Raw genomic sequence first — 23,283 nt, forward strand, 5'->3', positions numbered from 1 at the left:
TGAAAAATCGGGGTGAATCGCATGACCGGGCAATCCAGCTTAAGGAGAAGCATTGAGCAGTCGGTCGTGCCGGCGCTTTCGGCAAGGGACCGCTTCCGTCTTGTCATCCGCTACATGGAAGACAATATGGGCGAGAAGCTGACTCGCCAGCAGCTGGCCGGCCTGCTTTTTCTTCATCCCAGCTACTTCAATCGCGCTTTCAAGCAAGTCTATGGCATGTCCTCCATTCAGATGCTCCGGACGCTTCGGCTTCGCAGGGCGGTGCAGCTGCTGGAGGAGTCCGATCATACGCTGGAGCAAATCGCCGCAGCATGCGGCTTCGGGGAAGCCAATTATTTCAATAAAGTGTTCAAGGAACGGGCCGGGCAGACACCGGGAGAATATCGGAACAGGATGAATTTGAACAGGAGTGTGAACGAATGAAGCAGCGCATTTATATCGTTGGAGCGGGCGCAATTGCCGGCTACCACGCAGAAGCGATCGAGCGTTACGCCGAGTCGGAAGAGAGTCGTCCATCGCTTTATGTGACGGACGTTAATCAAGCGGCACTTGCGGCCTTTGCAGAGCGGTTTCCATGGGCGACGCCTGTCGAGCAGTTGGCCTTGATGCTGGACGAGCCGTCCAGAGAGGATGATATCGTCATTGTTGCGACGCCGCCTGTCACGCACGCGGATATTTCCATTCAAGCGCTTCGCTCCGGCCGTCATGTTCTATGCGAGAAGCCGCTGGCCATGAACCGGGAAGAAGCAGATCTGATGCTGCGGACGGCGGAGGAGACGGGCAAATGGATCGGCTGCTGCAGCTCGCGGTTTGCAGGTCTGCAGATTACGGAGGAAGTCAAAGGCTTGCTGGCGCACGGTACGCTTGGCGATGTCTATCAGGTGCAGTGGGTACAGCGCCGCAAGCGGGCAAGAACGGGGATCGAGTATCAGCCGCAGAGCCGCTGGTTTCTGAATCGCTCGGTTAGCGGCGGAGGCACGCTTATGGATTGGGGGCCTTATGACATCGCAAGCTTAACCGAGGTGCTGCAGCCCGAGCGGGTAGAGGTGCTTCATGCCTGGATGACGAACCCGGCAACAGGGCATCCGATTGAAGCGGAGGCGAACTCCGAGGTGGAGCAGCATGTAGGAGCGACGATGCGGTTTCATCTGGCTGGCGGAGCAGCGGTGACCGTGCAATACGAGCGGGCTGCTTGCTGTCATGGCGAGGAGCGGAGCTTGGCGGAGATCGAAGGAACTGGCGGCGCTGTTCATTGGGATTGGCTGTGCTTCGACGGTCATGGTGAGCTCAAGCAATTTTACGATGTGAACGGCGAGGCGGAAGCCAGTCAGAAGAAAGTGGAAAACGCACCGCTAGGCATGATGGATAAGCCGATCGTCTATTTCATGCAGGCGCTGGCCGGACAGCAAACGCCCGCCATTCTTAACGAGCAGGCGGTGTTCAATTTCAGCATTCTCGCCGCGATATACGATTGTATCGCGACCGGAGAAGTCCAGACGATCGTCAAAGCTGAGGGGGCGCGAAGATGAACCGGATTTATGGAATGGATACTTTTTTCTACAACAACTTAGGCAATTATCCCTTCAACACCCGTTGCGAGATGCTGTCCGAGCTTGGCTATGATGCGGTCTACTTAACGTTATGGGATGAGGATGAGCAGGCTTGGAAGGACCTTGAGCGGCTGCCGGATGTGAAAGCGGAATACGGTCTTGATGTGGCTGCAGTCTATGTAGTACTAGATTTGACGTTGCCGAAAGATCATCCGCATGTTACTAGAATCTTCTCGATGCTGGAGCAGCTTCAAGGCTGCAGCCGGGTTGAATTGGCGCTGACAATGGGCGATTCCGGCATGAAGCCATCGGACCCGGAAGGCGATGGATTAGCGCTGGATCGGCTGTCGGAGCTGCTCTCCGTTGCAGAGCGCAAAGGGATTCAAATCTCGCTGTATCATCATGTTTACTTCTGGTTGGAGCGGTGGGAGGATGCGCTGCGGCTAGTGAAGCAGCTTAACCATCCGCTGCTTGGCATCACATTCAGCTCCTTCCATTGGTTCGCTGTGGACGGCAGCAATTTGGACGGCGCATTGTCTGCTTGCGCGCCTTATTTGCATGCCGTCAACCTTTGCGGCAGCCGCAAGCAGGATAAGGGCTTGCCTGCTTCAATCGAGTGTATCGATGCGGGTGAGCTGGATATTTTCGCTGTATTGGGTGTATTGAGAAGGCTCGGCTATGACGGCTTTGTTGGATTCCAAGGCTATGGCATGGGCGGAGATCCATACAGCCGTCTTGAGCGGAACCGTGACGTATACCGCTCTATGCAGGAGCGTCTGGAGCGTCATCCTTCATGGGCGCTGCTCTCTTGATGTGATGTGATGGTAACCATTTGACGTTTTGAGGAAAGGCGGGTATGTGATGGATTTGAGAAATGCACTAAACGACGGTACAGCAAACGCTCCAAGACTAGAGCTTCAGCAGTCGTGGTGGGCGATGATTGGGCTAGGTGAGAACGGTAAGGAATGGTCGATGGAGCAAAAGTTCGAGAAGATCGCGGAGGCGGGTTATTCCGCGATCAGCGCCGTAATGCCGCCGCTTGAAGAAGCGGAGGAGTGGCAGCGGCTCTTGGAGCGCTACAAGCTGGGCTTTAATACGATGGCTTTTCCGACGAAGGTGGAGGATATCCGCACGGTGCTGGAGCAGATCCGGCAGTTTGGGCCGGTTCAGTATTTGAACCTGCAGGTGATGGATGGCTTTGTCATTGGGAACGAGGCGATTGAGCTGTTGTCCGGCTTGCTGGCGGAAGCAAAAGCGGCGGGGGTAGCGGCCTTTATCGAGACGCATCGCGGCACGGTGACGCAGGATTTGATCCGGACGGGACAATATGTCGGGGCGCTTCCGGACTTAAGGCTGACGATCGACCTGTCCCATTACATCGTAGCGGGGGAACTCAATGGCCCGCTGGATAAAGCAGAGCCGATATTTGATGCTTTGCTGGAGCGGACTTCCTGCCTGCATGCCCGGGTGTCGAACGGGGAGCAGGTGCAGGTTGACGTTGGGCCGGTGGGCGATCATCCGATGCTGCCTAACTTTGAACGCTGGTGGTGGAAGGGAATGACGAACTGGCTCCAGCAAGCCAAGCCGGGAGACGTACTCCCCTTCGTTACTGAGCTGGGGCCTCCGAGTTACTATGCTGTTACTAAGCGGGATGCCGTAAGCGGGCAGGAGCTGGAGGTGTCGGACCGCTGGCAGCAGGCGCTGCTGTTCAAGGGAATCGCAGAAGCACAGTGGCAGCGTGTTGTGGCGGAGCATAATCAGCGTAAATAGCGGCAGGCTGCTGACGCAAGGAAAAAAGGGCTGGATGGAGATTCGAATCTCCATCCAACCCTTTTCCATATCTCGACTAAACCGTCAGCAGTGATTTGAGCTTAATGTCCGGCGCTGCAAGCTGCACGGGATCAAGAGCGGCCCGGGATGCGATCAGCATCTCCGCCAGACGAATGTCCTTGGCAATACCGTTTCGGCCGATGGCGCTAGCGGCTGCGAGCCGGTAATCGTCCGTGAGGTGGAAGTACAAGTCGCCTGTTGCGCCAAGGCTTCGATGGACGGTCGTGCGGGCGGTATGCGGCAATCCGGTTACCTGGAGCGTCAAGTCATATTGATCCGACCAGAACCAGGGAACGGCGCTATAGGCTTCAGTGGAGCCCAGCATGCTACCTGCTGCATGTGTGCCTTGCTCCTGCGCGTTGCGCCAAGCTTCCAGCCGAATTCGCGTTCCGCCATAGAGCGGATGGGGGAATGAGCAGCAGTCCCCTGCGGCGAAAATATCGGGATCGCTCGTATTCAAGCGCTCGTCAACGGCGATGCCGTTCTCGATCGTGAGGCCGCAGCCGGAGGCGAGTACCGTATCCGGCACCGCTCCGATACCTGCCAGAATGACGTCGAAGCCGAGCGTTTCTCCGTCGCTGAACGTGATAATGCTCTCTGATTCTGAGCTTTCGATCGCTTGAATACTGGCATTCAGCTTGAAGGAGACGCCCTCTGCCCGGTGACGGGCTTCTATGACACGAGCAATCGCCTCCGGCACACCGCGCATGAGAATGCGCGGGCCAGCTTCGACAACCGTAACGGCACAACCCCGGTATCTGGCGCTTGCCGCCGCTTCAAGGCCGATGAAACCGCCGCCGATAATGGCAACCCGCTGGCCGGGCTTCATCCGGCTGCGAAGCGCAAGCGCATCCGCATAGGAACGAAGGTAGCGGATATTCGGGGGACGGATGAACCCGTTATCCGAATCCGGCAATTGAAGCGTGCGAGGGCGGGCACCGGTTGCCAGCAGCAGCCGCTCGTAGTGGAACTGCCTACCGTCTTCCATTGCAACGAGATGCTTGCTCCGGTCGATGGAGGCTGCCCTGCTGCTGTGAATGAAGTCGATGCGAAGCTCCTTCAATTTTTCTGCCGTGACGATATAAGCCGGCGAAGGTTCGCCGGCCTCTTGAAGCACTTGCTTGGACAGGGGAGGGCGCTCATAGGGGGCGTGAGATTCCTCGCCAATGAGGGTGATTGCTCCCGTCCAGCCCCGATCCCGAAGCTCGGCGGCGGCTCGTGCACCCGTCTCGCCTGCTCCAATAATGACCATTGCGTTATCCGTCATTTTAAAGCCTCCTTAGCTGATTTTGATCCAAATTTGTCCGGCTTCGTTTTTCACAGGATAGGTTTGGAGCGCATTGCATACCGGTGCGCGTTTCGCTTCGCCGGTCGTATAGTCGAACCGTCCGTTATGCTTGGGGCATTCGATATGCTTGCCCATGACGAGCCCGTCGGACAGATGGAATTTCTCGTGCGTGCAATAGCCGTCTGTGGCGTAATATTCGCTTTTATCCGAGCGGTAGATCGCGAACGTCCGGTCCTCGTAATCAAACCGGATGACGTCTTCCTCGTCGATATCCTCGGCATCGCATGCTGCAATCCAGCCTTCGTATGTCATCATAAGCACCTCTTTTTTTATTTTGGTTAGTCTGCGGCAGCCGCGGCTGCTTCCGGCCCATATTCGTAGGGAGCTGCCGTGTCAGGGAGCGGTTTCACAATCGTATAGGACGGGTCCTTCCGCTGCCGGACCAGCGCGGTGAACACTTCTTTCAGCGCTGCGGACAAGCTTGGGGAAGGCTCCGGACAATCATGCTTGATCGCTTCATGAAGCTTAGGAAGCGCATGGTAAGGCACCATCGGAAACATATGATGCTCGATATGGTAATTCATGTTCCAGTACAGAAACCGGACGATGGGATTCATATAAGTCGTGCGTGTATTCAGCCGATGATCCAGCACATCCTCGTACAGTCCCAGATGCTGCGACAGGCCGGTCATCAGGACGAGAAAGCTTCCGAAGAAGGAAGGAAGCACGATGAACATCGCCGGCTTTATCGTTCCGTAGTAGAAGCAGGCTGCAATGACGATTAGGAAAATCAGGACATAAACGCGCGATTCCCAGCACGTCTTGCGAACCTCGGAGGCCGGAATATATTCCTTTTCTTCAGCATCCAGCTTGCCGAAGCAGTGCATCAGCATCCGCCATACATCACGCGGGCCGCCGTACAGCTTGAAAAACTCCATCGCGATGACATGCCAGACCGGAGGACGGGGCGAGACGATTTCCGGGTCGCGTCCCACGATGATGGTATCGGTATGATGTCTGGAATGGCTCCATCTCCATGGTGTAGCCGGTCTTAAAATCATGAAGGATGCAATCTGGTAGACGGCCTCATTCATCCAAGCCGTCTTGAATGCAGTGCCGTGGCCGCATTCATGCCAACGGGAGTCGGCAGGCGAGGCATACAGCACGCCGTATAAGGCGAAAGCAGGAACCGCCCACCAGCTTCCCCATGACCAGTAGGCCAGCACACCGGCTGCGGCAAGCGCACAGAACCAGATGATCGTGTCGCGTATGGCCGGTCCGTCTTTTCGTTTCATAAGCTCTTTCATTTTGGTGCGGGGTATCGGGGTCGCGTACCACTGTGCGGCGACGAGTCCCCTTTGCTGGGCCCGCTCGCCTTCCGGTCCCGTCAGGCTGTAGTCCCGCTTGCGGATGTCTTGGGTCGGCACTCGTTGTTCCTCCTTTAGTTCGTTTCATAAATGAAGCTTACACAAACGCCAGAGGAGGGACAATGCGCGGAATTGATCTATTTTTGTCTGTAATTGATATTGTTTGAATGGGGACCGAAGGGAAGGGGAACGAAGTGAGGATAAGAGAAGCTTGTTTAATTAAGATTCAGCTATAAAAAACGGCAAAAAAGCCCATTATAGCGCATATTTTCTAAAATGATGGGAGTCACCATGTGAAGGAGGTTCTTTTAAAACGGTTGGGGTTTATCCGGTTGTGTAATTTTATGTGTCCAATAGCGGCGTGACAGATGCGGGGTGCAGAGCGTCCAGAGAGGATGGGATCTATGTTGAAGGTATTGTTGGTGGATGATGAGGTGTATGTGCGTCAGGGACTTCGGCAGCTGATCGATTGGAAGGCGTGCGGCTTCGAGATCATTGGTGAAGCCGCAAACGGGGCTGAAGCATTCGAACAGGTGAAGGCAAGCGGGCCCGATCTGGTCGTAACGGATATCCGCATGCCGATCGTTACCGGTCTGGAGCTGATCGGCAAAGTGCGGGAAGCAGGTATGGAGCGAATCGCCTTTATCGTATTAAGCGGATACGAGGATTTCAAATATGCTCAGCAGGCGATGCGCTATCAGGTGCAGGACTATATTTTGAAGCCCATTGACGAGGATGAGCTGAAGGCGGCGCTGAGCAAGCTGCATGGGCAATTGGAGGCAAATTCCCCGTCTGGAGGGTTGTCCCCGGAAGCGGATTTGCCGCTGGTGCTTGCGGTGACGGATCGGATGGAGGAGAACGATCCAGAGGCGGTACGCCGTGCGGTGAGGCAGTTCATTCAGGAGCTGGAGAGCCGGGGAGCGGATGCCGCGGCAGCAGGACGAACGGTCGGTCGGCTAGTTGCCAATGTGAAAAGAATCATTAGCGATATGGAAGGAAGCTTGGCGCTTCATGGACTGGACGAGCTAATCGGCTGGAGCGTTGCCGGCAAGGGCGGCTTCGAAACATTGGAAGAGCGTTTGATGGGCTTCGCATTGGAAGGGGCGGTGCAGATCGGGGAGCTGCGCAGAGCGAAGCTGCAGGGCAGCATCCATCAAGTGAAAAGCTACATCGAGGCCAATTTTAGAGAAAATATCAGCTTGAAGGGGATGGCCTCGCAGCATTATATGAACCCGGTGTATATGGGCCAGCTGTTCCGAAAAACGTACGGCATGTATTTCAACGAGTTTCTGCTCGGAGTCCGAATCCGGGAGGCCAAGAGGCTGCTGCGCCAGACGGAGCTGAAAATCTACGAGGTGGCCGAGAAAGCCGGGTTCAGCAGCTCCAACTATTTTATTACCCAGTTCGAGAAGCTCGAGCAGACGACGCCGGCTGAATACAGAAGCCGATTGCTGGAGCAGACGGGCGGAGGGCCACATGGATGAATAATATCCGGCTGCGCAACAAGCTGCTGCTGTTTTATTTTTTAGCCGTGTTTATCCCTGTATTGTTTACGAATCTTTTTTTCTATTCGGTAACGACCCATAGCGTCCGCAAGCAAAAGGAGCAGGATATTTCGCTGGAGCTGGACCGGATTCAGAACGCTTTTCGTGCCAAAATCGATGCGGCAGTTGGCGTATCCTCCATCGTCTACGCAGACGGGTGGATGAATGAGTCGCTGGAGCGGGAATACCCCGATTGGGTCGAGTACTTGGACGCTTATGATGCCTATATCCGTCCAACCCTTAACCGGTATGCACCGTTGGACAGATCGATTCAAGACCTCACCATCTACACAGACAATCCGACGCTGCTTGGGGCAGGAGGAATCAGTCCGCTCACCGCTGATGTCAAACAATCGGCTTGGTATGACGCGGTCATGTCCGCTGCAAGCAGCGATGCCCCTTTGTTCGTTCATACCCGGAGCGGCAGTACGGGGAGCGGGGACGGTGCTTACAGCTTAATACGCAAGCTGAATATGCAAGCGTCCAACCGTTATGCGAAAATATTAAAAATCGATTTTCATCCCGATACGTTCAAGCAGGTGATGGACAACCGGGCGCTGCAGGGCGACTTGTATTTGGTCAATCAGGAAGGCGTGATCGAATTTACAACGGCATCCAGTAACGATTGGCGGCAGCAGCCGATTCCGTTTGCGTCGGTGGACAAGCCGGAGGGAGCGCTCGTCTTTACGAAGACGTTCCCCACAGTCGATTATTTGCGGGGCTGGTCGATTATCGGCATCATGCCTGAACATCAAATCCTTGCGGAAATTCAGAAGTCGCAAATGGCTGTCGTTTATTTGGCGCTGGTCAATCTGCTGCTTCCGACGCTCATTATTATCTGGATCGCCAAGTCGCTGCATGATCGGCTGCTGCGCATCCTGAAGCAAATGAAGCAGGTCAAAAACCAGCGATTCGAACCCATCGATCATGTGGAATCGACAGATGAAATTGGCCAATTAACCGTTGAATTCAACCGAATGACGGGACAGATCAAACGTTTGATTGATGATGTGTATCTCGCGGATATTCAGGCCAAGGATCTGGAGCTGCAGCGGAGAAGGGCGCAGCTTCATGCCTTGCAAAGCCAGATCAATCCGCATTTTCTGTTTAATGCGCTGGAGGCGCTGCGGATGCGAAGCCTGATGAAGCGCGAGGAGGAGACGGCCCGGATTATTAGCAGCATGGCTAAAATCTTCCGCAAGTCGCTTGCTTGGGGCAATGATTGGGTGACCGTCCGGCAGGAGACGGATCTGATTGGTTCATTTCTCGAAATTCAGCAATATCGGTTTGGTAAAAAGCTGGTCTACAGCATTGAGGTGTCGGAAGCCGCGGCGCTCTGCCGTATTCCGAAAATGATTTTTGTTCCTTTTGTTGAGAATGCGAGTATCCACGGCATTGAAGCAATCCATGAGCAGGGCGTGATCCAGCTGGAGGTTTCAGCAGAGGGAGAGGAGCTTGTTTTTCTGCTGCGGGACAACGGCATCGGAATGGAGGAGGACAAGCTTCGCTATGTGTTGTCGGAGAGAAGTCTGGAGGAGGATTCTGAGGAACATGTCGGTATCCGGAATGTGATAGCGAGACTGCAATTATTTTATGGCGATGCCGCCCGTCTGGACATTGAAAGTACACCTGGAGCAGGCACAACGGTCAAAATGCGGCTGCCGCAACAGCTTAATTTTTCGAAATAAAAGCTAAAGTTTACGAGATGACCGGCCCTCGGCGATTGATTATGATAAAAATGAAAGGGCTTTCAAAAATCGATCCTTTCAAGAGGAGAATCCATCGATATGAAGATTTCACAGTTATCGTACGTTCTGCTTTCCGTTTCTTTAGTCTTGCTGCTGGCCGGCTGCTCTGGCGCTAACAGCGGCGGCAAGTCTTCTGCTCCGTCGGCGTCTGCGGACCCGGCTGCGGGGGAGAAGAAGACGCCAGTCACCTTCACGTATTTCAATGCCGCGGTTGCCGGCAAGGATGCCAATACGAATGAGACTGTGCTGGGCAAATTGCTGGAGGACCAAACCGGCGTCAATTTTAAAATGGAGTATTTGGTGGGCGATCTGAATACGAAGCTCGGCGTTATGATTGCCGGCGGTGATCTGCCGGACGTTGTCGTGCCCGACAGCGGCATCGATAAGATGCTGGATGCCAAAGCGTTCATTCCGCTGAATGATCTGCTTGACCAGTATGCGCCGAATTTGAAAAAGCTTTATGGTCCGTATTGGGACCAGATGGCCTCCGAGGACGGCAACATTTACGTCATCCCGTTTGCCGCAAGCAACGGCTTCGTACCGGATATGTACCAGCCTGGCGCCTTTTATATTCAGCAAGGCGTGCTGAAGGAATTTGGCTATCCGAAAATCCAGACGCTGGATGAATATTTCGACCTCATCAAAAAGTACAAGGAAAAGTATCCGCAAATCGACGGTGGGGATACGATCGGCTTCGAGACGCTTACCGACGACTGGCGTTTCTTCACGCTGACGAATCCGGCTCCGAACCTGAACGGTCTCCCGAATGAGGGCGAAGTTTTCGTCGATATGGAGACGAAGAAGGCTGCCGTAACCGGTGACAAGGATTTCATGAAGCGCTGGCTGCAGAAGCTGAACGAAGCGAACAGCGAAGGACTTCTGGATAAAGAATCGCTTGTCGCCAAATACGATCAGTATATTGCGAAGCTGTCCAGCGGGCGGGTGCTCGGCTTCTTCGATTATGGCTGGCAGATCGTTCCCGCTGTGCAAAATCTGGTGCAGGCCGGCAACGACGACCGCAATTTTATCGGCTTTCCGCTCGTGTTCGAGAAAGGGACTAAGGATCAATATTTGGACCCGCCGACGTTCGTGACGAACCGGGGTATCGGCATTACGACAAGAGCGAAGGACCCGGCTCGCATTATTCAATATTTCGACAACATGGTTAAAGAGGAAAATCAGAAGCTGTTGTTCTGGGGAGAACAGGGCAAAACCTATGAGGTGGACGACAAGGGCCGCTTCTATCGTACGGAAGAACAAATTGCACAAATTCAAAATCCGGAGTTCCAGCAATCGTATGGCTTCAGCTACTTCAGCTATTACTGGCCGATGGGAGCGGGTCTGTTCGAGGATGGCAATGCGTATTTCCCTGACCGCCAGCCGGAAGTGGTAGAGAAAAGCTATACAGAGGGCGACAAGCGTATTCTGGAGGCTTACGGCTTGAAGGTATTTACGGACGTATATAGTCCGCCGGACGAGCGGAAATGGTATCCGGTCTGGTCGGCGAACAAGCAGCAGGGCTCCAAGGAGCAGTTGTTTGAGCAGAAAAAAATGGACTTGCAGCGCAAATGGTTTCCGAAGCTGATCCTGGCCGCACCGGATAAGTTTGACGCGATGTGGGGCGATTACGTCGCTGATTTCAATAAGCTGGACGTCAAAGCCTATGAGGACTGGGCGAACAGCGTCGTGCAGGATCGGCTGGCTGGCAAGAAGAGATAGAAGAGAAGAACGATAACGACGATCCAAGGGCAGAGGGACGGGCAGATCTTGCAGCGCAGCAAGCTAGAGGGCTGGAAAGCCGTAAGTAAGCGGGCAAGACTGCCCGTCCTTCCGCGCATGGGCTGAGAGGAAGAGAGAGCGATGGCAAGAAAGTCATGGTTAGGCAAGCTCGCGGAACAGAAGACGCTCCTGCTGATGTCGGTGCCATTCGTCCTGTGGCTGCTCGTTTTTCGATATATTCCGGTATGGGGCTGGTCCATCGCATTCCAGCAGTTTCGGCCAGGTACCAGCCCTTTTGACCAAGAATGGGTGGGCTTCCGCAACTTTAAGTTTCTGTTTCAAGACGAAAACTTTTATCAGGTGATGCGCAATACGCTGGCAATGAGCCTTATTAACTTGGTGCTTGGCTTCGTTACCGCGATCGTGCTGGCGATACTGCTCAATGAGCTGCGCAGCGTTGTTTTCAAACGTACCGTTCAGACAATCAGCTACTTGCCCCATTTTATATCCTGGGTGGTCGCTTCCAGTATTATCGTTACAGCGCTGTCGACGGAAAGCTCCGGTATCGTCAATCTGGTGCTGATGAAGCTCGGCATCATTCAAGAGCCGATTTTGTGGCTGGCGGAAGGCAAATACTTTTGGGGCATTCTCGGCATTTCCGAGGTGTGGAAAAATCTCGGCTGGAACACGATCATTTATTTGACGGCGATTACGACGATCGATCCGGCGCAATACGAAGCTGCGGAGATTGATGGCGCGAACCGATTGCAGCGGATTTTGTACGTGACGCTTCCGGGATTGAAGTCCGTTATCGTTATTTTGCTTATTTTGAATCTCGGCAACATTCTGGAATCCGGCTTCGAGCCGCAATATCTGCTTGGCAACGGCTTAACCGCCGAATATTCCGATAACCTGGATCTGTTCGTGCTGAAATACGGCATCGCGATGGGCAACTTCTCGTTAGCGACGGCCGCCGGTGTGTTCAAGACCGTCATCAGCATCATCCTGTTGTTCGGCGCCAATCATATTGCCAAGAGACTGGGTCAACCGAGATTGTTCTAGGAGGCTGCCAACATGAAAGCATTAGCTCGTCGCCGTTCGGCAAGCGATCGTATTTTTGATTTTTGCAACATCGTCTTTATGCTGTTTCTTGCGGCTGTTACGCTTTATCCGTTTCTGAATATGCTGGCGGTCTCGCTCAATGATGCGATGGACGCCTCCAAGGGCGGCATTTTCCTGATGCCCCGCATTTTCACTTGGTACAACTACGAATACACGCTTCGCGAAGCCGCGATTTTTCATTCGATGCTCATCTCTTTTTTGCGTACCACGATCGGCACTGTCGTTGCTGTATTTTGCTCCGCTATGGTTGCCTATACGGTGAGCCGGCAGGAGTATGTGCTGCGCAAATGGGTTGCGCTGGCGTTCATTCTGACGATGTATTTCAACGGGGGCTTGATCCCGACTTACTTGCTCTACAAGGAGCTTCATCTGCTCAACAACTTCTGGGTTTACATTATTCCCGGCATCATTAGTGCTTTTAATGTCATTATCATTCGGTCGTTTATCGAAGGCATTCCGGAAGGCATTATCGAATCCGCCAAAATCGACGGGGCCGGCGACTTTACGACGTTTATGCGCATCGTGCTGCCGCTTTGCACGCCCGTGCTGGCAACGGTATCGCTATTCGTAGCGGTATGGCAATGGAACTCCTGGTTTGATGTGTTTCTGTACAACTCTTCGAATATTAATCTCAGTACGCTTCAGTACGAGCTGATGAAAATATTGCAAAGCTCCGGCGGGTCCATGACACAGAAGACGGTGGGCGATGTGTTCAGCAATACAGGAGGTCAGGCGATGAACCAAGTGACCCCGGCTTCGATCCGTGCCACGATGACCATCATCGCAAGCTTGCCCATCATCATGGTCTACCCGTTCCTGCAAAAATATTTCGTCAAGGGCATGACCCTTGGCGGAGTGAAAGAATAGAGTGGGCTAGAAGCTGATACAAAGAAACACCTCACACGAGGTGTTTCTTTGTATCAGGCGCTGCATTAGGATGGGGGGAGACAGTCGTCGCTTGGCTGGTTAAGCTTTGCGCATGCCGCTCCAGGAAAGCCGGCGAATCTCCGAAGCGGTGCGGCCTGTCGTCTGCTTGATCATCCGGGCAAAATGATGCGAAGTCTTGAAGCCGCATCGCTGTGCAATTTCCGTTACGTTGAGGCCCGTACTGGTCAACAGCTCGACGGCCTTGGACACCCGGTAATTCCATAGGTAAGCAATTGGCGTCGCTGATTCGTGACGCTTGAACAACCGCAGGAGATGCTCGGGGGATAGCCCAGCACGATCTGCCAGATCAGCCAGCGACAGGTCGTCCATGTAACGTTCATGGATGTAGGTCAGAACTGAATAAATAGCAGGATGCTTCTCTTGCCGGAGCAGCGCCCTTCTGGATTCGGTAGGGTAGAGGTGGAGTGCGGCCAGCCCGAGACTAATGACGGCCTGATCCTCGAAGGAGGCGAAGCGCTGGACGTTCAGCATCAGATCCAGCAATCGGTTCATCTCCTCCGTTAAGGGCAGGCACTCGGGCAGCTGCTCCAGCTCTTCCCGGATTTCCTCGGTCATGTCGTTCAAATGAACGGCAATCCACCGATGCCAGGAAGGTTCGGTTTTGGAGAAGACGAATGTCTCCTCACAACCCGGCTTTAGCAGGATGACATGGCCGGGCGCAACTGGCAGCAGCCGGCCGTCGATCGTTACATTCATCTCGCCGGTATAGAGCATAACGAGCTGAATATCCTGCTGAATGCGGGGGCCGAGACGGCCGCCGGGCGGGTAAACGATAGAGCCCGCGGTAGCATGTTCAATTGTGTTGATGGTTAGAGAGGCAAGGGAGTTGGACAAGGCGGAAGCCTCCAATCACTGGAATGAATTTATTTGTAGGGATATCAATTTTAGATACATATTTGCTTGTTGCAGCCATTGTGTAAGCGGATTCGTTAACGTATTCTGAAATCATTATAGATCATTTCTTAGTAAAGGAGAATACTGAATGAATAACACTTACGTTAGTCCGACGACTCCCCTTACCGAAGAACAAATTGAGTTTTTTAAGGAAAATGGTTATTTCCTGTTTAAGAAGGGGATGTCCAGCGATTTAATCGATGCCTTTAATGGACACATCTACGATATTCGCAATCAGAATCCGATTCCGGAATGGGCAGCTTGCGATGAAGCGAAGAAATATTCCCTGCGTCTCTTTAATCCGCATAAGCATGACAGCTTCTCTCGCCAGCTGATGAAGAACACAATCGTACGAGGTGCGCTTGCCCAGTTGATGGGAAAAGAAGCAGTATGTGTGCAAAGCATGTACTTCTACAAGGAGCCGGGCTCGCCGGGGCAGGCTTCCCATCAGGATTACTACTACATTAAAAATGATCCGATGACGATGATCGCTGCTTGGACAGCTATGGAGGATTCCATTGATATCGAAACTGGCTGTCTATGGGTCATGCCGGGAACGCATAAGCTGGGCCTGCTGCCGCACGGCGCGGTGAAGGATATCGAGGAGCATGAGCATTGGACCGAGGAGACCGAAGGAGTCGATACGAGCCGCCAAATTCCGGTCGAGATGGAGAAGGGCGATATTTTGTTCTTTAGCGAGCTGCTCATCCACTCCTCCAAAAAGAACCGGAGCAAGGACCGCTGGCGCCGCTCCTACGTCTGCCACTACATTCGCGAGGACTCCAACGTGCTTCACCGTGAAGATCTGCGCCAGAAGTTCCCGCTGTATTAAAAGTCATAGCGAACCAACTTCACAATATTGCGAAGCAAAATTCCATAATTCTAGCTAATACGTGCGATTTTCTCTCCATAAGGCCACGTAACGCACCTTTTTTCTCTATAGTGTAAATGGATTTCCCAATAGAGAAAAAAGATGCGTTATACGCGTCATACGGGTGAAATTGCTCAGAATTCTGCCTCTCCTGCGAAAAAAGCTACGTTATTTAGCGAAGCCGCTTCGTTAACGCACCGCACAGCAGTTGGCCAAACACCATCACACTCAAAAAAGTAGGGGCCGCCGCCCAAGCAAATTTCGCTTGGACTGCAGCCCCATTATATTAAATATTGAATTTCGTTTTCATATAGGAGATCCATTGCTCACGCAGCTCGGATTCGGAACGCTTGAAGATGCCGTTGAATTCATGGGGATTGCGGATGACCTGATTCAGCGTATCCAACCCGTAGCTTTCCGTAATGAACTCTACGATCAGATACGAGTATTGGAAGCCCTTCATCGTCTCGAAATCCCACGTATCGTTATTGAATTCAAGGAATTCCGGAATTTCCCCTCGACGAACTGCGTCTGCTGTTGTGTTCGCGATGAACTCCTCCGTCATTTGCTTCGCTTCATAGCCGCCAATTCCTTGACGCACCCACTTAGGTGCTGTGGCGTTAATGTCCTCAATCAGCCACATCGTATACAGATGCAAGGTCGATTTGATAATGGACTCATACGTATGCTCCGGTCCTGGATTCAGAGGAGATACGATTTTCAAGCGATTGCCCTCGTACGTGCCCATGAACCAATTCGGTGCGTCGGCTTCTCCGACAGCTTGGTGGAAGGTCGGAAGATCGGGATAAATTTCGATAATGGTTTTGCATGAAGGACGGTGCTTGTACTTGGATGCGATCCGTTCCACATTTTCCTTCAGTGTACGGAATAGATCCTGGTGGACCTTTTCAAAAGGATCTTTCGATCCGGCGGCTTCATTTTTATTTACGATTGATATCATGTCTAGAATTGACATAACAGCAATGTCACCCCATTCTTTAAGTTCTGTGCGTAGCTTTTCTAATGAGCGATAAAGCCTGTTTTTTACCGCGCTTTCCCGCATGCCGACGATATTGGCGATTTCGGACAACGTGCAATCGAGGAAAAAACGCAACGAAATAATTTGCTGGTCCAATTCCTTCAGCTTGTTTAACGCCGAGCCAATATCGATGCGGATCTCGACATACTTGGCAAAATCAAGGGAGACCGATTGCGATTCATAACTTGTAAAATCGTAAGGCATTTCTTTTTTTCGGGCTAAGCTCCGATATTCATTTTTCACCGTATTTTCGGCAATTTTAAAAATCCAGGTAAAGAAACTGGCGTTTTCTTTGAATGAATGCAGGTTTTCGATGGCTTTGAGAAAAACCTGCTGCGTCAAGTCATCCGCTGCTGCAGCATTTGTTTTGAGCGAAATGTAGCTGCGGATTCGGCTGCGATACTGTTCATAGCATTGTTCGAACTTTTCAATGGTGCTCTGTTCATCCGGATAAACAGGGCGGTTGTCATAAGCGCCTGACATCGTTGACCTCCTCTTGATCTTGCATATTTATAGACACCGGGGAGGGGGAAAAAGCCACAAAGGCATTAAAAAACTTTTCGCCACCGCTGATCCTCCAAATTTTACAAAACATAGTTAATTAGATGATATCATGTTCTATAGAGATGAACGGCAAAGATTATGAAGCGGAGGGATCGGCGTGGAAGCGTGGTTTCGCTATAACTGGATGGTCAGGGACCAGTGGTATCAATGGTGTGAGGAGCTTCCTCATGAGGAGTTAATTCGTCAGCGGACAGGCGGTACGGGGAGTCTATTGAAGACGTTTTTCCACATTGCGGACGTAGAGTGGAGCTGGATTCAGCAATTGCAGGGAAAACCTGATGAGCTGGAGGATTACGAGCAGTATCAAACGCTGGAGCGAGTAAAAGAATTGGATCGGCGCTTTCGAGCGGAAGTCGAGCCTTTCGTGAAGGAATGGGAGGAGAGCATGGAGACCCGGCCGCATTATAGCGGCAATGCTGAGGGTGATGCGGATATTTACAGCTGGGGAGAAGTGATGCGCCACATTATTGCGCACGAAATTCATCATATCGGCCAATTGTCGGTGTGGGCCAGGGAAATCGGCAAGCCGCCGGTCTCGGCCAACTTTATTGGCAAAGGACTCATTAAGCCTCGGGTTTAATGAGTCGGGCCAAGCCTCATATAGATACTTCTTTCTCTAAATCCAAGTGACTTCCAAAATTCATATCCAACCTCATTTCCATGCAGCACTTCTATACCTTAACAACACTCCTGTAAAGTCATCATCCCGCTGTTTGTAAAAGATTACTTTCACTTGCTCACTGCCCTTGTTTAAGTAGAGAAGAAACGGATCGACGTCGCTTGCCCAGTCGGAACTCCACTTTTTGTCGTCTGCAGTATCTTGAAACCATGTCATCGTGTCGTATTGATTCATTGAAACCCTATAACAACGCCCTCCCTCGTCAAGCACGATAGATGGACATAATGCAGTATCCTCTTTGCTTCCTCGGTAAAGGGAATTGTACCTTGCTGCTGCAAGCTGAGCCTACGACTATGTAAAGAAGCAGGATTGTGTCAAAAGGATCTTGCTCATCCTAAAGCCCTCCCATATAAAATTCATGTGTCTCCCTAGCAGTTAACTTAATTGACGTTAATAGCTAGAGAAAGTCGTATAGGAAAGGAAATATTAATACCCACTTATCTACTAAGAATAGTTAGTATTTTTCGTTGACGCTGTACCGTCTGGACTGTATAGTAAATATTGGGGGTGAAATAGTGGCACAACAATCGAAACGCTCTGCCATCTTGCAAGTTGCTTGCAAGCTCGTCAGAGAAAGAGGAGCATCCCAGCTTACGCTCGACGCCGTCGCGAAGGAGGCGGGTGTTAGCAAGGGTGGCCTGCTCTATCATTTCCCGACGAAGGAAGCTTTGGTTCAAGCTGCATTGGATGATTTTCTGAACCGATTTGATTCCAGCACAGAAGAGGAAGCCTCGCGTAATACGAAGCTCAACAATCAATGGGCGCAAGCCTACCTGATCCAGACCTTTGAAATTAATAAAGAGGATCTGGAGATGAGCTTCGGCATACTGGCAGCTGCTTCAAGCAATCCGGTTCTGCTCGAGCCGATGCGTCAGCGCTATGTCGAATGGCAAAGCCGGATGGCCGCCGAGTGCAAGGACCCGGTGGAAGCGACAGTCGCTCGCCTTGCTGCTGACGGACTGTTCTATTGTGAACTGTTCGGGTTCGCTCCGCTTGAGGACGGACTGCGTAAGGATGTATTGTCCTACTTGCTGGATATGGTTAAAAACCGGGATGTCCGATCCGAAGGAAGCCCAAGCAACGGCGCGGTACAGGTTTAGGCATAATAAGCCTGTCCTCGCTGGAGATGCACGACCCGACAACGGGAGAATTGGATGAAATCGTAGGTTAGGAAATACCGGGCTGCATAGGCAGCTCGATTTTTCGACAATAAAACCTACTATTTCTATTTATATAGTTATATTTAAAAAAAGCGAGGTGCCGGGATGCCTGTAGGCGCACAACGAAAACCCCGTAAACGAAAAAAAACAAGAGGCAATGCGTTTTATCTAGGCATATCGGCCGTATCTGTCGGAGCTGTCTTGACGTTATGGTGGATCGCAAGCCGCAACGCATGGGTCAATCCGCTGTTCCTTCCTACACCGGCTGACGTATGGTATGCGTTCGCAGATATCGCCAAGGAAGGCTACAAAGGTTCCTCCTTGCCCGCACACATTGCCGCCAGCTTGCGGCGAATTTTTATCGCGTTGGCATTCATCTTCGTTACCGCCGTTCCGCTTGGCATTATTTGCGGAAGAATCAGGTGGATTCAAGCCATCTTCGACCCGTTCGTCGAGTTTTATCGGCCTTTGCCGCCGCTGGCGTATTACTCGCTGCTCGTTCTCTGGTTCGGCATTCAGGATACGTCGAAAATCGTGCTGCTGTTCCTTAGCGGATTCGCACCCTTGTTTATTGCCGCTGTACACAGCAGCCGCAGAGTACCGGTCGACCGATTTAACGGAGCAAAATCGCTAGGCGCGAAGGGATGGCGCTTGTATGTTTACGTCATTTTTCCATCCTGTTTGCCCGATCTGTTGACCGGCTTGCGCACAACTGTAGGCATCACTTATGCAACACTGGTTGCGGCAGAAATGATTGCTGCCGTGTCTGGGGTCGGATGGATGGTGCTGGATGCCAGCAAATACTTAAGAAGCGACATCATTTATGCAGCCATCATTATTATGGGAGTCATCGCCATTCTAATCGATACGGCGCTCCGCTTGTTGATCAAGCGGGTATCTCCATGGGTTGAAAGTTAAGGAGCATAATTATTAAGGAGGCTAATTCATGACAATTAAGAACTTATTTTTTAATACGAGCAGAAGTCTGCTGATGTTAACCCTTGCCGGGCTTTTAATGGTATTGGCCGCTTGCGGAGGAAATGGAGGAAGTGCAGGCAAAGAGACAGCAACGCCTGCAGGCGGCGGAGACTCTGCAAGTCTGCCGAAAGAGATTCGCATCGGCTATCAGGTGTCGCCGAACGGAGAGTTGACAGCGAAGGCGCTTGGCTTGGCAGAGAAAAAATTTCCTGGTGTAAAAATCTCATGGTTGAAGTTCGAGTCCGGTCGTGACGTGAACACCGCGATTGCGAGCGGGAGCATCGATTTCGGACTAGTGGGAACACCGCCAGGCGCATCCGGTGTTGCTCAGGGCCTTCCTTATCAAATCTATTATATCCATGACGTAATAGGAGAGAGCGAGGCGCTGGTCGTTCAAGAAAATTCCGCGATCCAGTCGCTTGCGGATTTGAAAGGCAAGACGATTGCGACGACATTCGGCTCTACATCCCATTTCAGTTTCTTGTCCGCTCTGAAACAAGAAAATATCGATCCTTCCACGCTCAAAATCATCGACATGCAAGCGCCCGATCTTCTGGCTGCTTGGCAAAGAGGAGATATCGACGGTGCTTTTACCTGGCAGCCGGTACAGTCTAAACTGCTTGCCCAGAAGGGCAAGATTGTCATCACCTCCAAGGAAATTGCTGAGAAAGGCGCATTGACGGGGGAGTTCGGTGTCGTACATAACGACTTTATTACGAAATATCCGGACGCTGTCATCAGCTACATTGAAGTATTGGATGAAGGAACGAAATATTACCGCGACCATCCTCAAGAGGCTTCCGAAGCGTTGTCCAAGGAGCTCGGTTTGACGCCGGAAGAAACGCTGAAGGCGATGAATGAAATTACGGTACTGGACGCCGCCCAGCAGAAGGATGCCAAATATATGGGGACGCCTGACCAGCCGGGGCAGTTTGCCGCTTTGCTGAAGGCGACGGCCGACTTCCTCGTGGAGCAAAAATCAATTAAAGAAGCACCGGACGTTACTGTATTCCAAAAAGCAATCCGCAATGACCTGTACGACAAATTCTGATAGGCATAAGGGGGTTTGGCTATGACTGTCGAAGGAACATCGGCTTCCATGCCGCCTCGTGGGGCGTGGACATCCGCTCCTTCTGTGGATCGCTCAAGCGTGACGACGGAGACAGAGGGGGCAGAGGGGGCAGAGGGAATTAAGCTGGATGGTATCAGTCTGACGTATAATCAGCGGCGTTCGCCTGTTCATGCGCTGAAGGGAATTGACTTGGATCTGGCTTCCGATGACTTTGTCTGTGTACTGGGTCCTTCCGGCTGCGGAAAATCATCATTGCTGAACATTATTGCCGGTTATTTGGAGCCGACAGAAGGCAGCGTATGGATCGGCGGCACCGAGCATATCGAGCCTAACGCGCAGGTTGGCGTCGTATTCCAGCATGCCAACTTATTTCCTTGGCTGACGATTGCCAAGAACATTGAATTTGGCGTGAAAATGGCCCGGCTGCCGCGTGAGGAGAGAAAGCGGCGGGTAGATGCCTACTTGGAGCTGGTTGGCCTTAGTCATGCAGGCTCCCAACTGCCGCATCAGCTGTCAGGCGGCATGAAGCAAAGGGCAGCAATTGCCCGGACCCTTGCGACCGATCCCAGCATCGTACTGATGGATGAGCCTTTCAGTGCACTTGATGCTTTAACTCGTGAATCGATGCAGCTGCATCTCCGCAGCATCTGGCAGAAAACGCGCAAGTGTATCTTTTTCATCACTCATGATGTGGATGAAGCGCTTTTGTTAGGGAGACGAATTGTGATCATGCACCCGAATCCCGGATGTATTGTACAGGATTTCATGAATCCCGTATTCGTACCGGAGGGAGAGGTGTCGTTTAGCGATGCACGGGCAGGTAAAGAGTTTGTGGAGCTGCGCCGGTTTCTAATCGCCCAGATTGCTGTAGGAAGCGAAAGTGGAAGTGAAATAGAGAACGTTAGCAGAAGCGGAGCCGATAAGCGGACCGCGTTATTATAAGGGGGATTTCAGGATGGAAATATTTTGGTATTTGCCGACTATGGGAGACGGAAGATATTTGGGCACGACGCAGGGTGCGAAAGTAACCGATCTTCATTATTTCCGTCAAGTCGCTCAAGCCGTCGATCGGTTAGGCTATACGGGCATGCTTGTGCCGACGGGACATGCTTGCGAGGACGGCTGGGTTGTCGCATCGGCGCTGCTGCCCGCAACCGAACGGCTTAAGTTTCTGGTAGCGGTGCGTCCAGCAGGGGTTTCGGTCACCATTGCAGCTCGTATGGCTGCGTCCTTCGACCGTTTATCCTCGGGCCGGCTTCTGGTGAATGTCGTTACCGGAGGGGACCCTTTGGAAATGAAGGGGGACGGGATTTTTCTTGACCACAAGGATCGCTATGATGCGACCGACGAATTTCTGACCGTATGGCACCGGCTAATGGAAGGGGAGGAAGTCACCTATACAGGCAAGCATATTCAAGTCGAAGGGGCTAAGCTGCAGTATCCTCCGTTCGAACGGAAATCTCCGCCATTGTTCATTGGCGCTTCCTCGGCGCCGGGTCATCAGGTTGCAGCCAAACATATTGATACTTACTTGACTTGGGCGGAGACGCCGGAGATGGTGGCTGAGAAAATCGCGGATGTAAAGGCATTGGCGAAGGCTCAAAACCGGGAGATTGAAATCGGGCTTCGGGTGCAGATTATCGTCAGAGAGACGGCGGAGGAAGCATGGGCGGAAGCACATAAGCTTGTGCAGTATGTTACGAAGGAAGATATCAATGAAGCCCATGCCGTCTTGGATCGCTTCGATTCCGTCGGTCAACGGCGGATGACGCAGTTAGTCCGCGACAATTTGCATCAGTTAGAGATTAGCCCAAATCTGTGGGCGGGTATCGGGCAAGTCAGAGGAGGCGTAGGCACAGCCTTGGTAGGCGATGCCGATTCCGTTGCCGAGCGGCTGAAGGAATACGCGGCCTTGGGCATCGACCGTTTTATTTTATCCGGTTATCCTCATCTGGAGGAAGCTTACCGCATAGCCGAGCTGCTGTTCCCTAGATTGCCTGTCACCTATTCGAAGCCGCCTAAAGCGCATGAATGGACAGCTATGGGTGAGCTTCTAGCAGAAAATATCGCACCAAAGTGATGTTTAACGTGGTTGAAAAGAAAGAGCATTTCCCGTATGCGGAAATGCTCTCTTTTTTATTCTTTTATCCAACGCACCCCGGAGTCTGCGAGCTGTTCCATAACCGCTGGGTCGGCTGAGGTGTCAGTAATCACGTTAACATGGCTCTGTATGGGCGCGATTTGAATCAAGTCTTTCACGCCTAGCTTGCTGCTGTCGAGCAAGTAATAGACATCATCGGCGATTTCGATCATACGTTTTTTGACGGAGGCATGCGCCTCGTTGGAGTCGCTGAAGCCTCTGTCCGAATGCAGACCGGTACAGGACAGAAACGCTTTATGGACGTGATACTCCTTCAATATTCGCTCGGTCAGCGATCCGTGGAAGGAATAGGACTGTCTGAGGAAGACGCCGCCTACGGAAATGATGTGAATGTGCTCGCGGCTGCTTAATTCGAATGCTGTTTTCATGGAATTGGTGACGACCGTAAGCGGAATGTCTGGCATGATTTTGGCCAGGTAGGAGACCGTCGTGCTTCCATCCATTGCGATCGTATCATGGGGCTGAATCTGGCGAAGCGCGATGTCCGCGATCTCCTTTTTCAACTCGGCATGGGTTTGTTCCCGTTCCAAGTGAGGCGACAGCATCGGAACCTCCGGCAGTGGGAGTGCCCCGCCATGGGTACGCTGCAGCTTGCCGCTTTCGCTAAGCGAGTCGAGATCCTTGCGAATCGTCTCATCCGTCACGCCAAGCAGCGTACTTAGTTCCGTTACCCGGACGTTGCCGGTTTGCTGCAGCAAGTGCAGTATTTTTAATTTGCGTTCAGAAATGCTCAACTTGCTCACCTCGAT

The 23,283-nt window shown here is 52.2% G+C and carries 23 protein-coding genes; 16 read left to right on the forward strand and 7 right to left on the reverse strand.

Annotated features, from left to right (window positions below; translation table 11 throughout):
• The first annotated feature begins 21 nt into the window (after positions 1-21).
• From IEX98_RS06260 to IEX98_RS06275, 4 genes are read left to right on the forward strand one after another with little or no spacing between them, the layout of a single operon-like run.
• Positions 22-423, forward strand: a complete 402-nt coding sequence (locus tag IEX98_RS06260; protein WP_188888094.1) for a helix-turn-helix domain-containing protein — start codon at positions 22-24, stop codon at positions 421-423.
• Positions 420-1,529: a Gfo/Idh/MocA family protein gene (locus IEX98_RS06265; RefSeq protein WP_188888095.1), complete on the forward strand. Its 1,110-nt coding sequence runs from the start codon at positions 420-422 to the stop codon at positions 1,527-1,529. The genes IEX98_RS06260 and IEX98_RS06265 overlap by 4 nt, the downstream gene beginning before the upstream one ends.
• Positions 1,526-2,362 (forward strand): sugar phosphate isomerase/epimerase family protein, encoded by an 837-nt coding sequence (locus IEX98_RS06270; RefSeq protein ID WP_188888096.1) that lies wholly within the window; start codon positions 1,526-1,528, stop codon positions 2,360-2,362. Before IEX98_RS06265 ends, IEX98_RS06270 begins: the two co-directional genes overlap by 4 nt.
• A gap of 49 nt (positions 2,363-2,411) precedes the next feature.
• Positions 2,412-3,320: a sugar phosphate isomerase/epimerase gene (locus IEX98_RS06275; protein WP_188888097.1), complete on the forward strand. Its 909-nt coding sequence runs from the start codon at positions 2,412-2,414 to the stop codon at positions 3,318-3,320.
• Positions 3,321-3,396: 76 nt separating this feature from the next.
• Here the strand turns inward: IEX98_RS06275 and IEX98_RS06280 are convergent, their stop codons facing one another.
• From IEX98_RS06280 to IEX98_RS06290, 3 genes are read right to left on the reverse strand one after another with little or no spacing between them, the layout of a single operon-like run.
• Complete coding sequence (locus IEX98_RS06280) at positions 3,397-4,647, reverse strand: NAD(P)/FAD-dependent oxidoreductase (protein ID WP_188888098.1); 1,251 nt, start codon at positions 4,645-4,647, stop codon at positions 3,397-3,399.
• Between the two features lie 12 nt (positions 4,648-4,659).
• Positions 4,660-4,983 (reverse strand): MocE family 2Fe-2S type ferredoxin, encoded by a 324-nt coding sequence (locus IEX98_RS06285; protein ID WP_229692005.1) that lies wholly within the window; start codon positions 4,981-4,983, stop codon positions 4,660-4,662.
• A gap of 23 nt (positions 4,984-5,006) precedes the next feature.
• Positions 5,007-6,095, reverse strand: a complete 1,089-nt coding sequence (locus IEX98_RS06290; RefSeq protein ID WP_229692006.1) for a fatty acid desaturase family protein — start codon at positions 6,093-6,095, stop codon at positions 5,007-5,009.
• 344 nt (positions 6,096-6,439) lie between these two features.
• On the opposite strand from IEX98_RS06290, the gene IEX98_RS06295 reads away from it, so the two are divergent.
• The 5 genes from IEX98_RS06295 to IEX98_RS06315 all read left to right on the forward strand — a co-directional run bounded on the left by IEX98_RS06295 (position 6,440) and on the right by IEX98_RS06315 (position 13,035).
• Positions 6,440-7,519, forward strand: a complete 1,080-nt coding sequence (locus IEX98_RS06295; RefSeq protein WP_188888099.1) for a response regulator transcription factor — start codon at positions 6,440-6,442, stop codon at positions 7,517-7,519.
• On the forward strand, positions 7,516-9,267 hold the full coding sequence (locus IEX98_RS06300) for a sensor histidine kinase (RefSeq protein ID WP_188888100.1): 1,752 nt from the start codon (positions 7,516-7,518) through the stop codon (positions 9,265-9,267). The genes IEX98_RS06295 and IEX98_RS06300 overlap by 4 nt, the downstream gene beginning before the upstream one ends.
• 99 nt (positions 9,268-9,366) lie before the next feature.
• Complete coding sequence (locus IEX98_RS06305) at positions 9,367-11,046, forward strand: ABC transporter substrate-binding protein (protein ID WP_188888101.1); 1,680 nt, start codon at positions 9,367-9,369, stop codon at positions 11,044-11,046.
• 141 nt (positions 11,047-11,187) lie between these two features.
• The gene (locus IEX98_RS06310) at positions 11,188-12,108 is read left to right on the forward strand and encodes an ABC transporter permease (protein WP_188888102.1); all 921 of its coding nucleotides are present in this window, start codon (positions 11,188-11,190) and stop codon (positions 12,106-12,108) included.
• Positions 12,109-12,120: 12 nt separating this feature from the next.
• A complete protein-coding gene (locus IEX98_RS06315; RefSeq protein WP_188888103.1) occupies positions 12,121-13,035 on the forward strand; it encodes a carbohydrate ABC transporter permease in 915 nt (304 codons plus the stop codon).
• A gap of 99 nt (positions 13,036-13,134) precedes the next feature.
• On the opposite strand, the gene IEX98_RS06320 is transcribed toward IEX98_RS06315, so the two are convergent.
• Positions 13,135-13,950, reverse strand: coding sequence for an AraC family transcriptional regulator (locus IEX98_RS06320; protein WP_188888104.1), 816 nt, complete (start codon positions 13,948-13,950; stop codon positions 13,135-13,137).
• A 148-nt stretch (positions 13,951-14,098) separates the two neighbouring features.
• Between IEX98_RS06320 and IEX98_RS06325 the strand changes: the two genes are divergently transcribed.
• A complete protein-coding gene (locus tag IEX98_RS06325; RefSeq protein ID WP_188888105.1) occupies positions 14,099-14,842 on the forward strand; it encodes a phytanoyl-CoA dioxygenase family protein in 744 nt (247 codons plus the stop codon).
• A 325-nt stretch (positions 14,843-15,167) separates the two neighbouring features.
• Here IEX98_RS06325 and IEX98_RS06330 read toward each other — a convergent pair whose 3' ends face one another.
• Positions 15,168-16,403 (reverse strand): RNA polymerase sigma factor, encoded by a 1,236-nt coding sequence (locus IEX98_RS06330; RefSeq protein WP_188888106.1) that lies wholly within the window; start codon positions 16,401-16,403, stop codon positions 15,168-15,170.
• A gap of 178 nt (positions 16,404-16,581) precedes the next feature.
• On the opposite strand from IEX98_RS06330, the gene IEX98_RS06335 reads away from it, so the two are divergent.
• Positions 16,582-17,064 carry a DinB family protein gene (locus IEX98_RS06335; RefSeq protein WP_188888107.1) on the forward strand — a complete coding sequence of 161 codons (483 nt, stop codon included), beginning with the start codon at positions 16,582-16,584 and terminating at the stop codon, positions 17,062-17,064.
• Between the two features lie 72 nt (positions 17,065-17,136).
• Here IEX98_RS06335 and IEX98_RS06340 read toward each other — a convergent pair whose 3' ends face one another.
• Positions 17,137-17,337 (reverse strand): hypothetical protein, encoded by a 201-nt coding sequence (locus IEX98_RS06340; RefSeq protein WP_188888108.1) that lies wholly within the window; start codon positions 17,335-17,337, stop codon positions 17,137-17,139.
• Positions 17,338-17,678: 341 nt separating this feature from the next.
• On the opposite strand from IEX98_RS06340, the gene IEX98_RS06345 reads away from it, so the two are divergent.
• From IEX98_RS06345 to ssuD, 5 genes are all read left to right on the forward strand, one after another.
• A complete protein-coding gene (locus IEX98_RS06345; protein ID WP_188888109.1) occupies positions 17,679-18,263 on the forward strand; it encodes a TetR/AcrR family transcriptional regulator in 585 nt (194 codons plus the stop codon).
• Between the two features lie 261 nt (positions 18,264-18,524).
• Positions 18,525-19,241: an ABC transporter permease subunit gene (locus IEX98_RS06350; protein WP_229692007.1), complete on the forward strand. Its 717-nt coding sequence runs from the start codon at positions 18,525-18,527 to the stop codon at positions 19,239-19,241.
• 28 nt (positions 19,242-19,269) lie between these two features.
• Positions 19,270-20,352 (forward strand): taurine ABC transporter substrate-binding protein, encoded by a 1,083-nt coding sequence (locus IEX98_RS06355; RefSeq protein WP_229692008.1) that lies wholly within the window; start codon positions 19,270-19,272, stop codon positions 20,350-20,352.
• 21 nt (positions 20,353-20,373) lie between these two features.
• Positions 20,374-21,315 (forward strand): ABC transporter ATP-binding protein, encoded by a 942-nt coding sequence (locus IEX98_RS06360; RefSeq protein WP_229692009.1) that lies wholly within the window; start codon positions 20,374-20,376, stop codon positions 21,313-21,315.
• 13 nt (positions 21,316-21,328) lie between these two features.
• Positions 21,329-22,453, forward strand: coding sequence for an FMNH2-dependent alkanesulfonate monooxygenase (gene ssuD, locus IEX98_RS06365; RefSeq protein ID WP_188888111.1), 1,125 nt, complete (start codon positions 21,329-21,331; stop codon positions 22,451-22,453).
• 56 nt (positions 22,454-22,509) lie between these two features.
• On the opposite strand, the gene IEX98_RS06370 is transcribed toward ssuD, so the two are convergent.
• The gene (locus IEX98_RS06370; RefSeq protein WP_188888112.1) at positions 22,510-23,268 is read right to left on the reverse strand and encodes a DeoR/GlpR family DNA-binding transcription regulator; all 759 of its coding nucleotides are present in this window, start codon (positions 23,266-23,268) and stop codon (positions 22,510-22,512) included.
• Between the last annotated feature and the right edge of the window lie 15 nt (positions 23,269-23,283).

The organism is Paenibacillus radicis (ex Gao et al. 2016), assembly GCF_014641555.1.
Lineage (GTDB): Bacteria > Bacillota > Bacilli > Paenibacillales > Paenibacillaceae > Pristimantibacillus > Pristimantibacillus radicis.

Coding starts and splice junctions, on each gene's coding strand:
- IEX98_RS06310 (WP_188888102.1), top strand. CDS start 11,188: ATGGCAAGAAAGTCATGGTTAGGCAAGCTCGCGGAACAGAAGACGCTC.
- IEX98_RS06260 (WP_188888094.1), top strand. CDS start 22: ATGACCGGGCAATCCAGCTTAAGGAGAAGCATTGAGCAGTCGGTCGTG.
- IEX98_RS06340 (WP_188888108.1), bottom strand. CDS start 17,337: ATGAATCAATACGACACGATGACATGGTTTCAAGATACTGCAGACGAC.
- IEX98_RS06300 (WP_188888100.1), top strand. CDS start 7,516: ATGAATAATATCCGGCTGCGCAACAAGCTGCTGCTGTTTTATTTTTTA.
- IEX98_RS06315 (WP_188888103.1), top strand. CDS start 12,121: ATGAAAGCATTAGCTCGTCGCCGTTCGGCAAGCGATCGTATTTTTGAT.
- IEX98_RS06305 (WP_188888101.1), top strand. CDS start 9,367: ATGAAGATTTCACAGTTATCGTACGTTCTGCTTTCCGTTTCTTTAGTC.
- IEX98_RS06280 (WP_188888098.1), bottom strand. CDS start 4,647: ATGACGGATAACGCAATGGTCATTATTGGAGCAGGCGAGACGGGTGCA.
- IEX98_RS06275 (WP_188888097.1), top strand. CDS start 2,412: ATGGATTTGAGAAATGCACTAAACGACGGTACAGCAAACGCTCCAAGA.
- IEX98_RS06330 (WP_188888106.1), bottom strand. CDS start 16,403: ATGTCAGGCGCTTATGACAACCGCCCTGTTTATCCGGATGAACAGAGC.
- IEX98_RS06355 (WP_229692008.1), top strand. CDS start 19,270: ATGACAATTAAGAACTTATTTTTTAATACGAGCAGAAGTCTGCTGATG.
- IEX98_RS06270 (WP_188888096.1), top strand. CDS start 1,526: ATGAACCGGATTTATGGAATGGATACTTTTTTCTACAACAACTTAGGC.
- IEX98_RS06295 (WP_188888099.1), top strand. CDS start 6,440: ATGTTGAAGGTATTGTTGGTGGATGATGAGGTGTATGTGCGTCAGGGA.
- IEX98_RS06360 (WP_229692009.1), top strand. CDS start 20,374: ATGACTGTCGAAGGAACATCGGCTTCCATGCCGCCTCGTGGGGCGTGG.
- ssuD (WP_188888111.1), top strand. CDS start 21,329: ATGGAAATATTTTGGTATTTGCCGACTATGGGAGACGGAAGATATTTG.
- IEX98_RS06265 (WP_188888095.1), top strand. CDS start 420: ATGAAGCAGCGCATTTATATCGTTGGAGCGGGCGCAATTGCCGGCTAC.
- IEX98_RS06285 (WP_229692005.1), bottom strand. CDS start 4,983: ATGATGACATACGAAGGCTGGATTGCAGCATGCGATGCCGAGGATATC.
- IEX98_RS06325 (WP_188888105.1), top strand. CDS start 14,099: ATGAATAACACTTACGTTAGTCCGACGACTCCCCTTACCGAAGAACAA.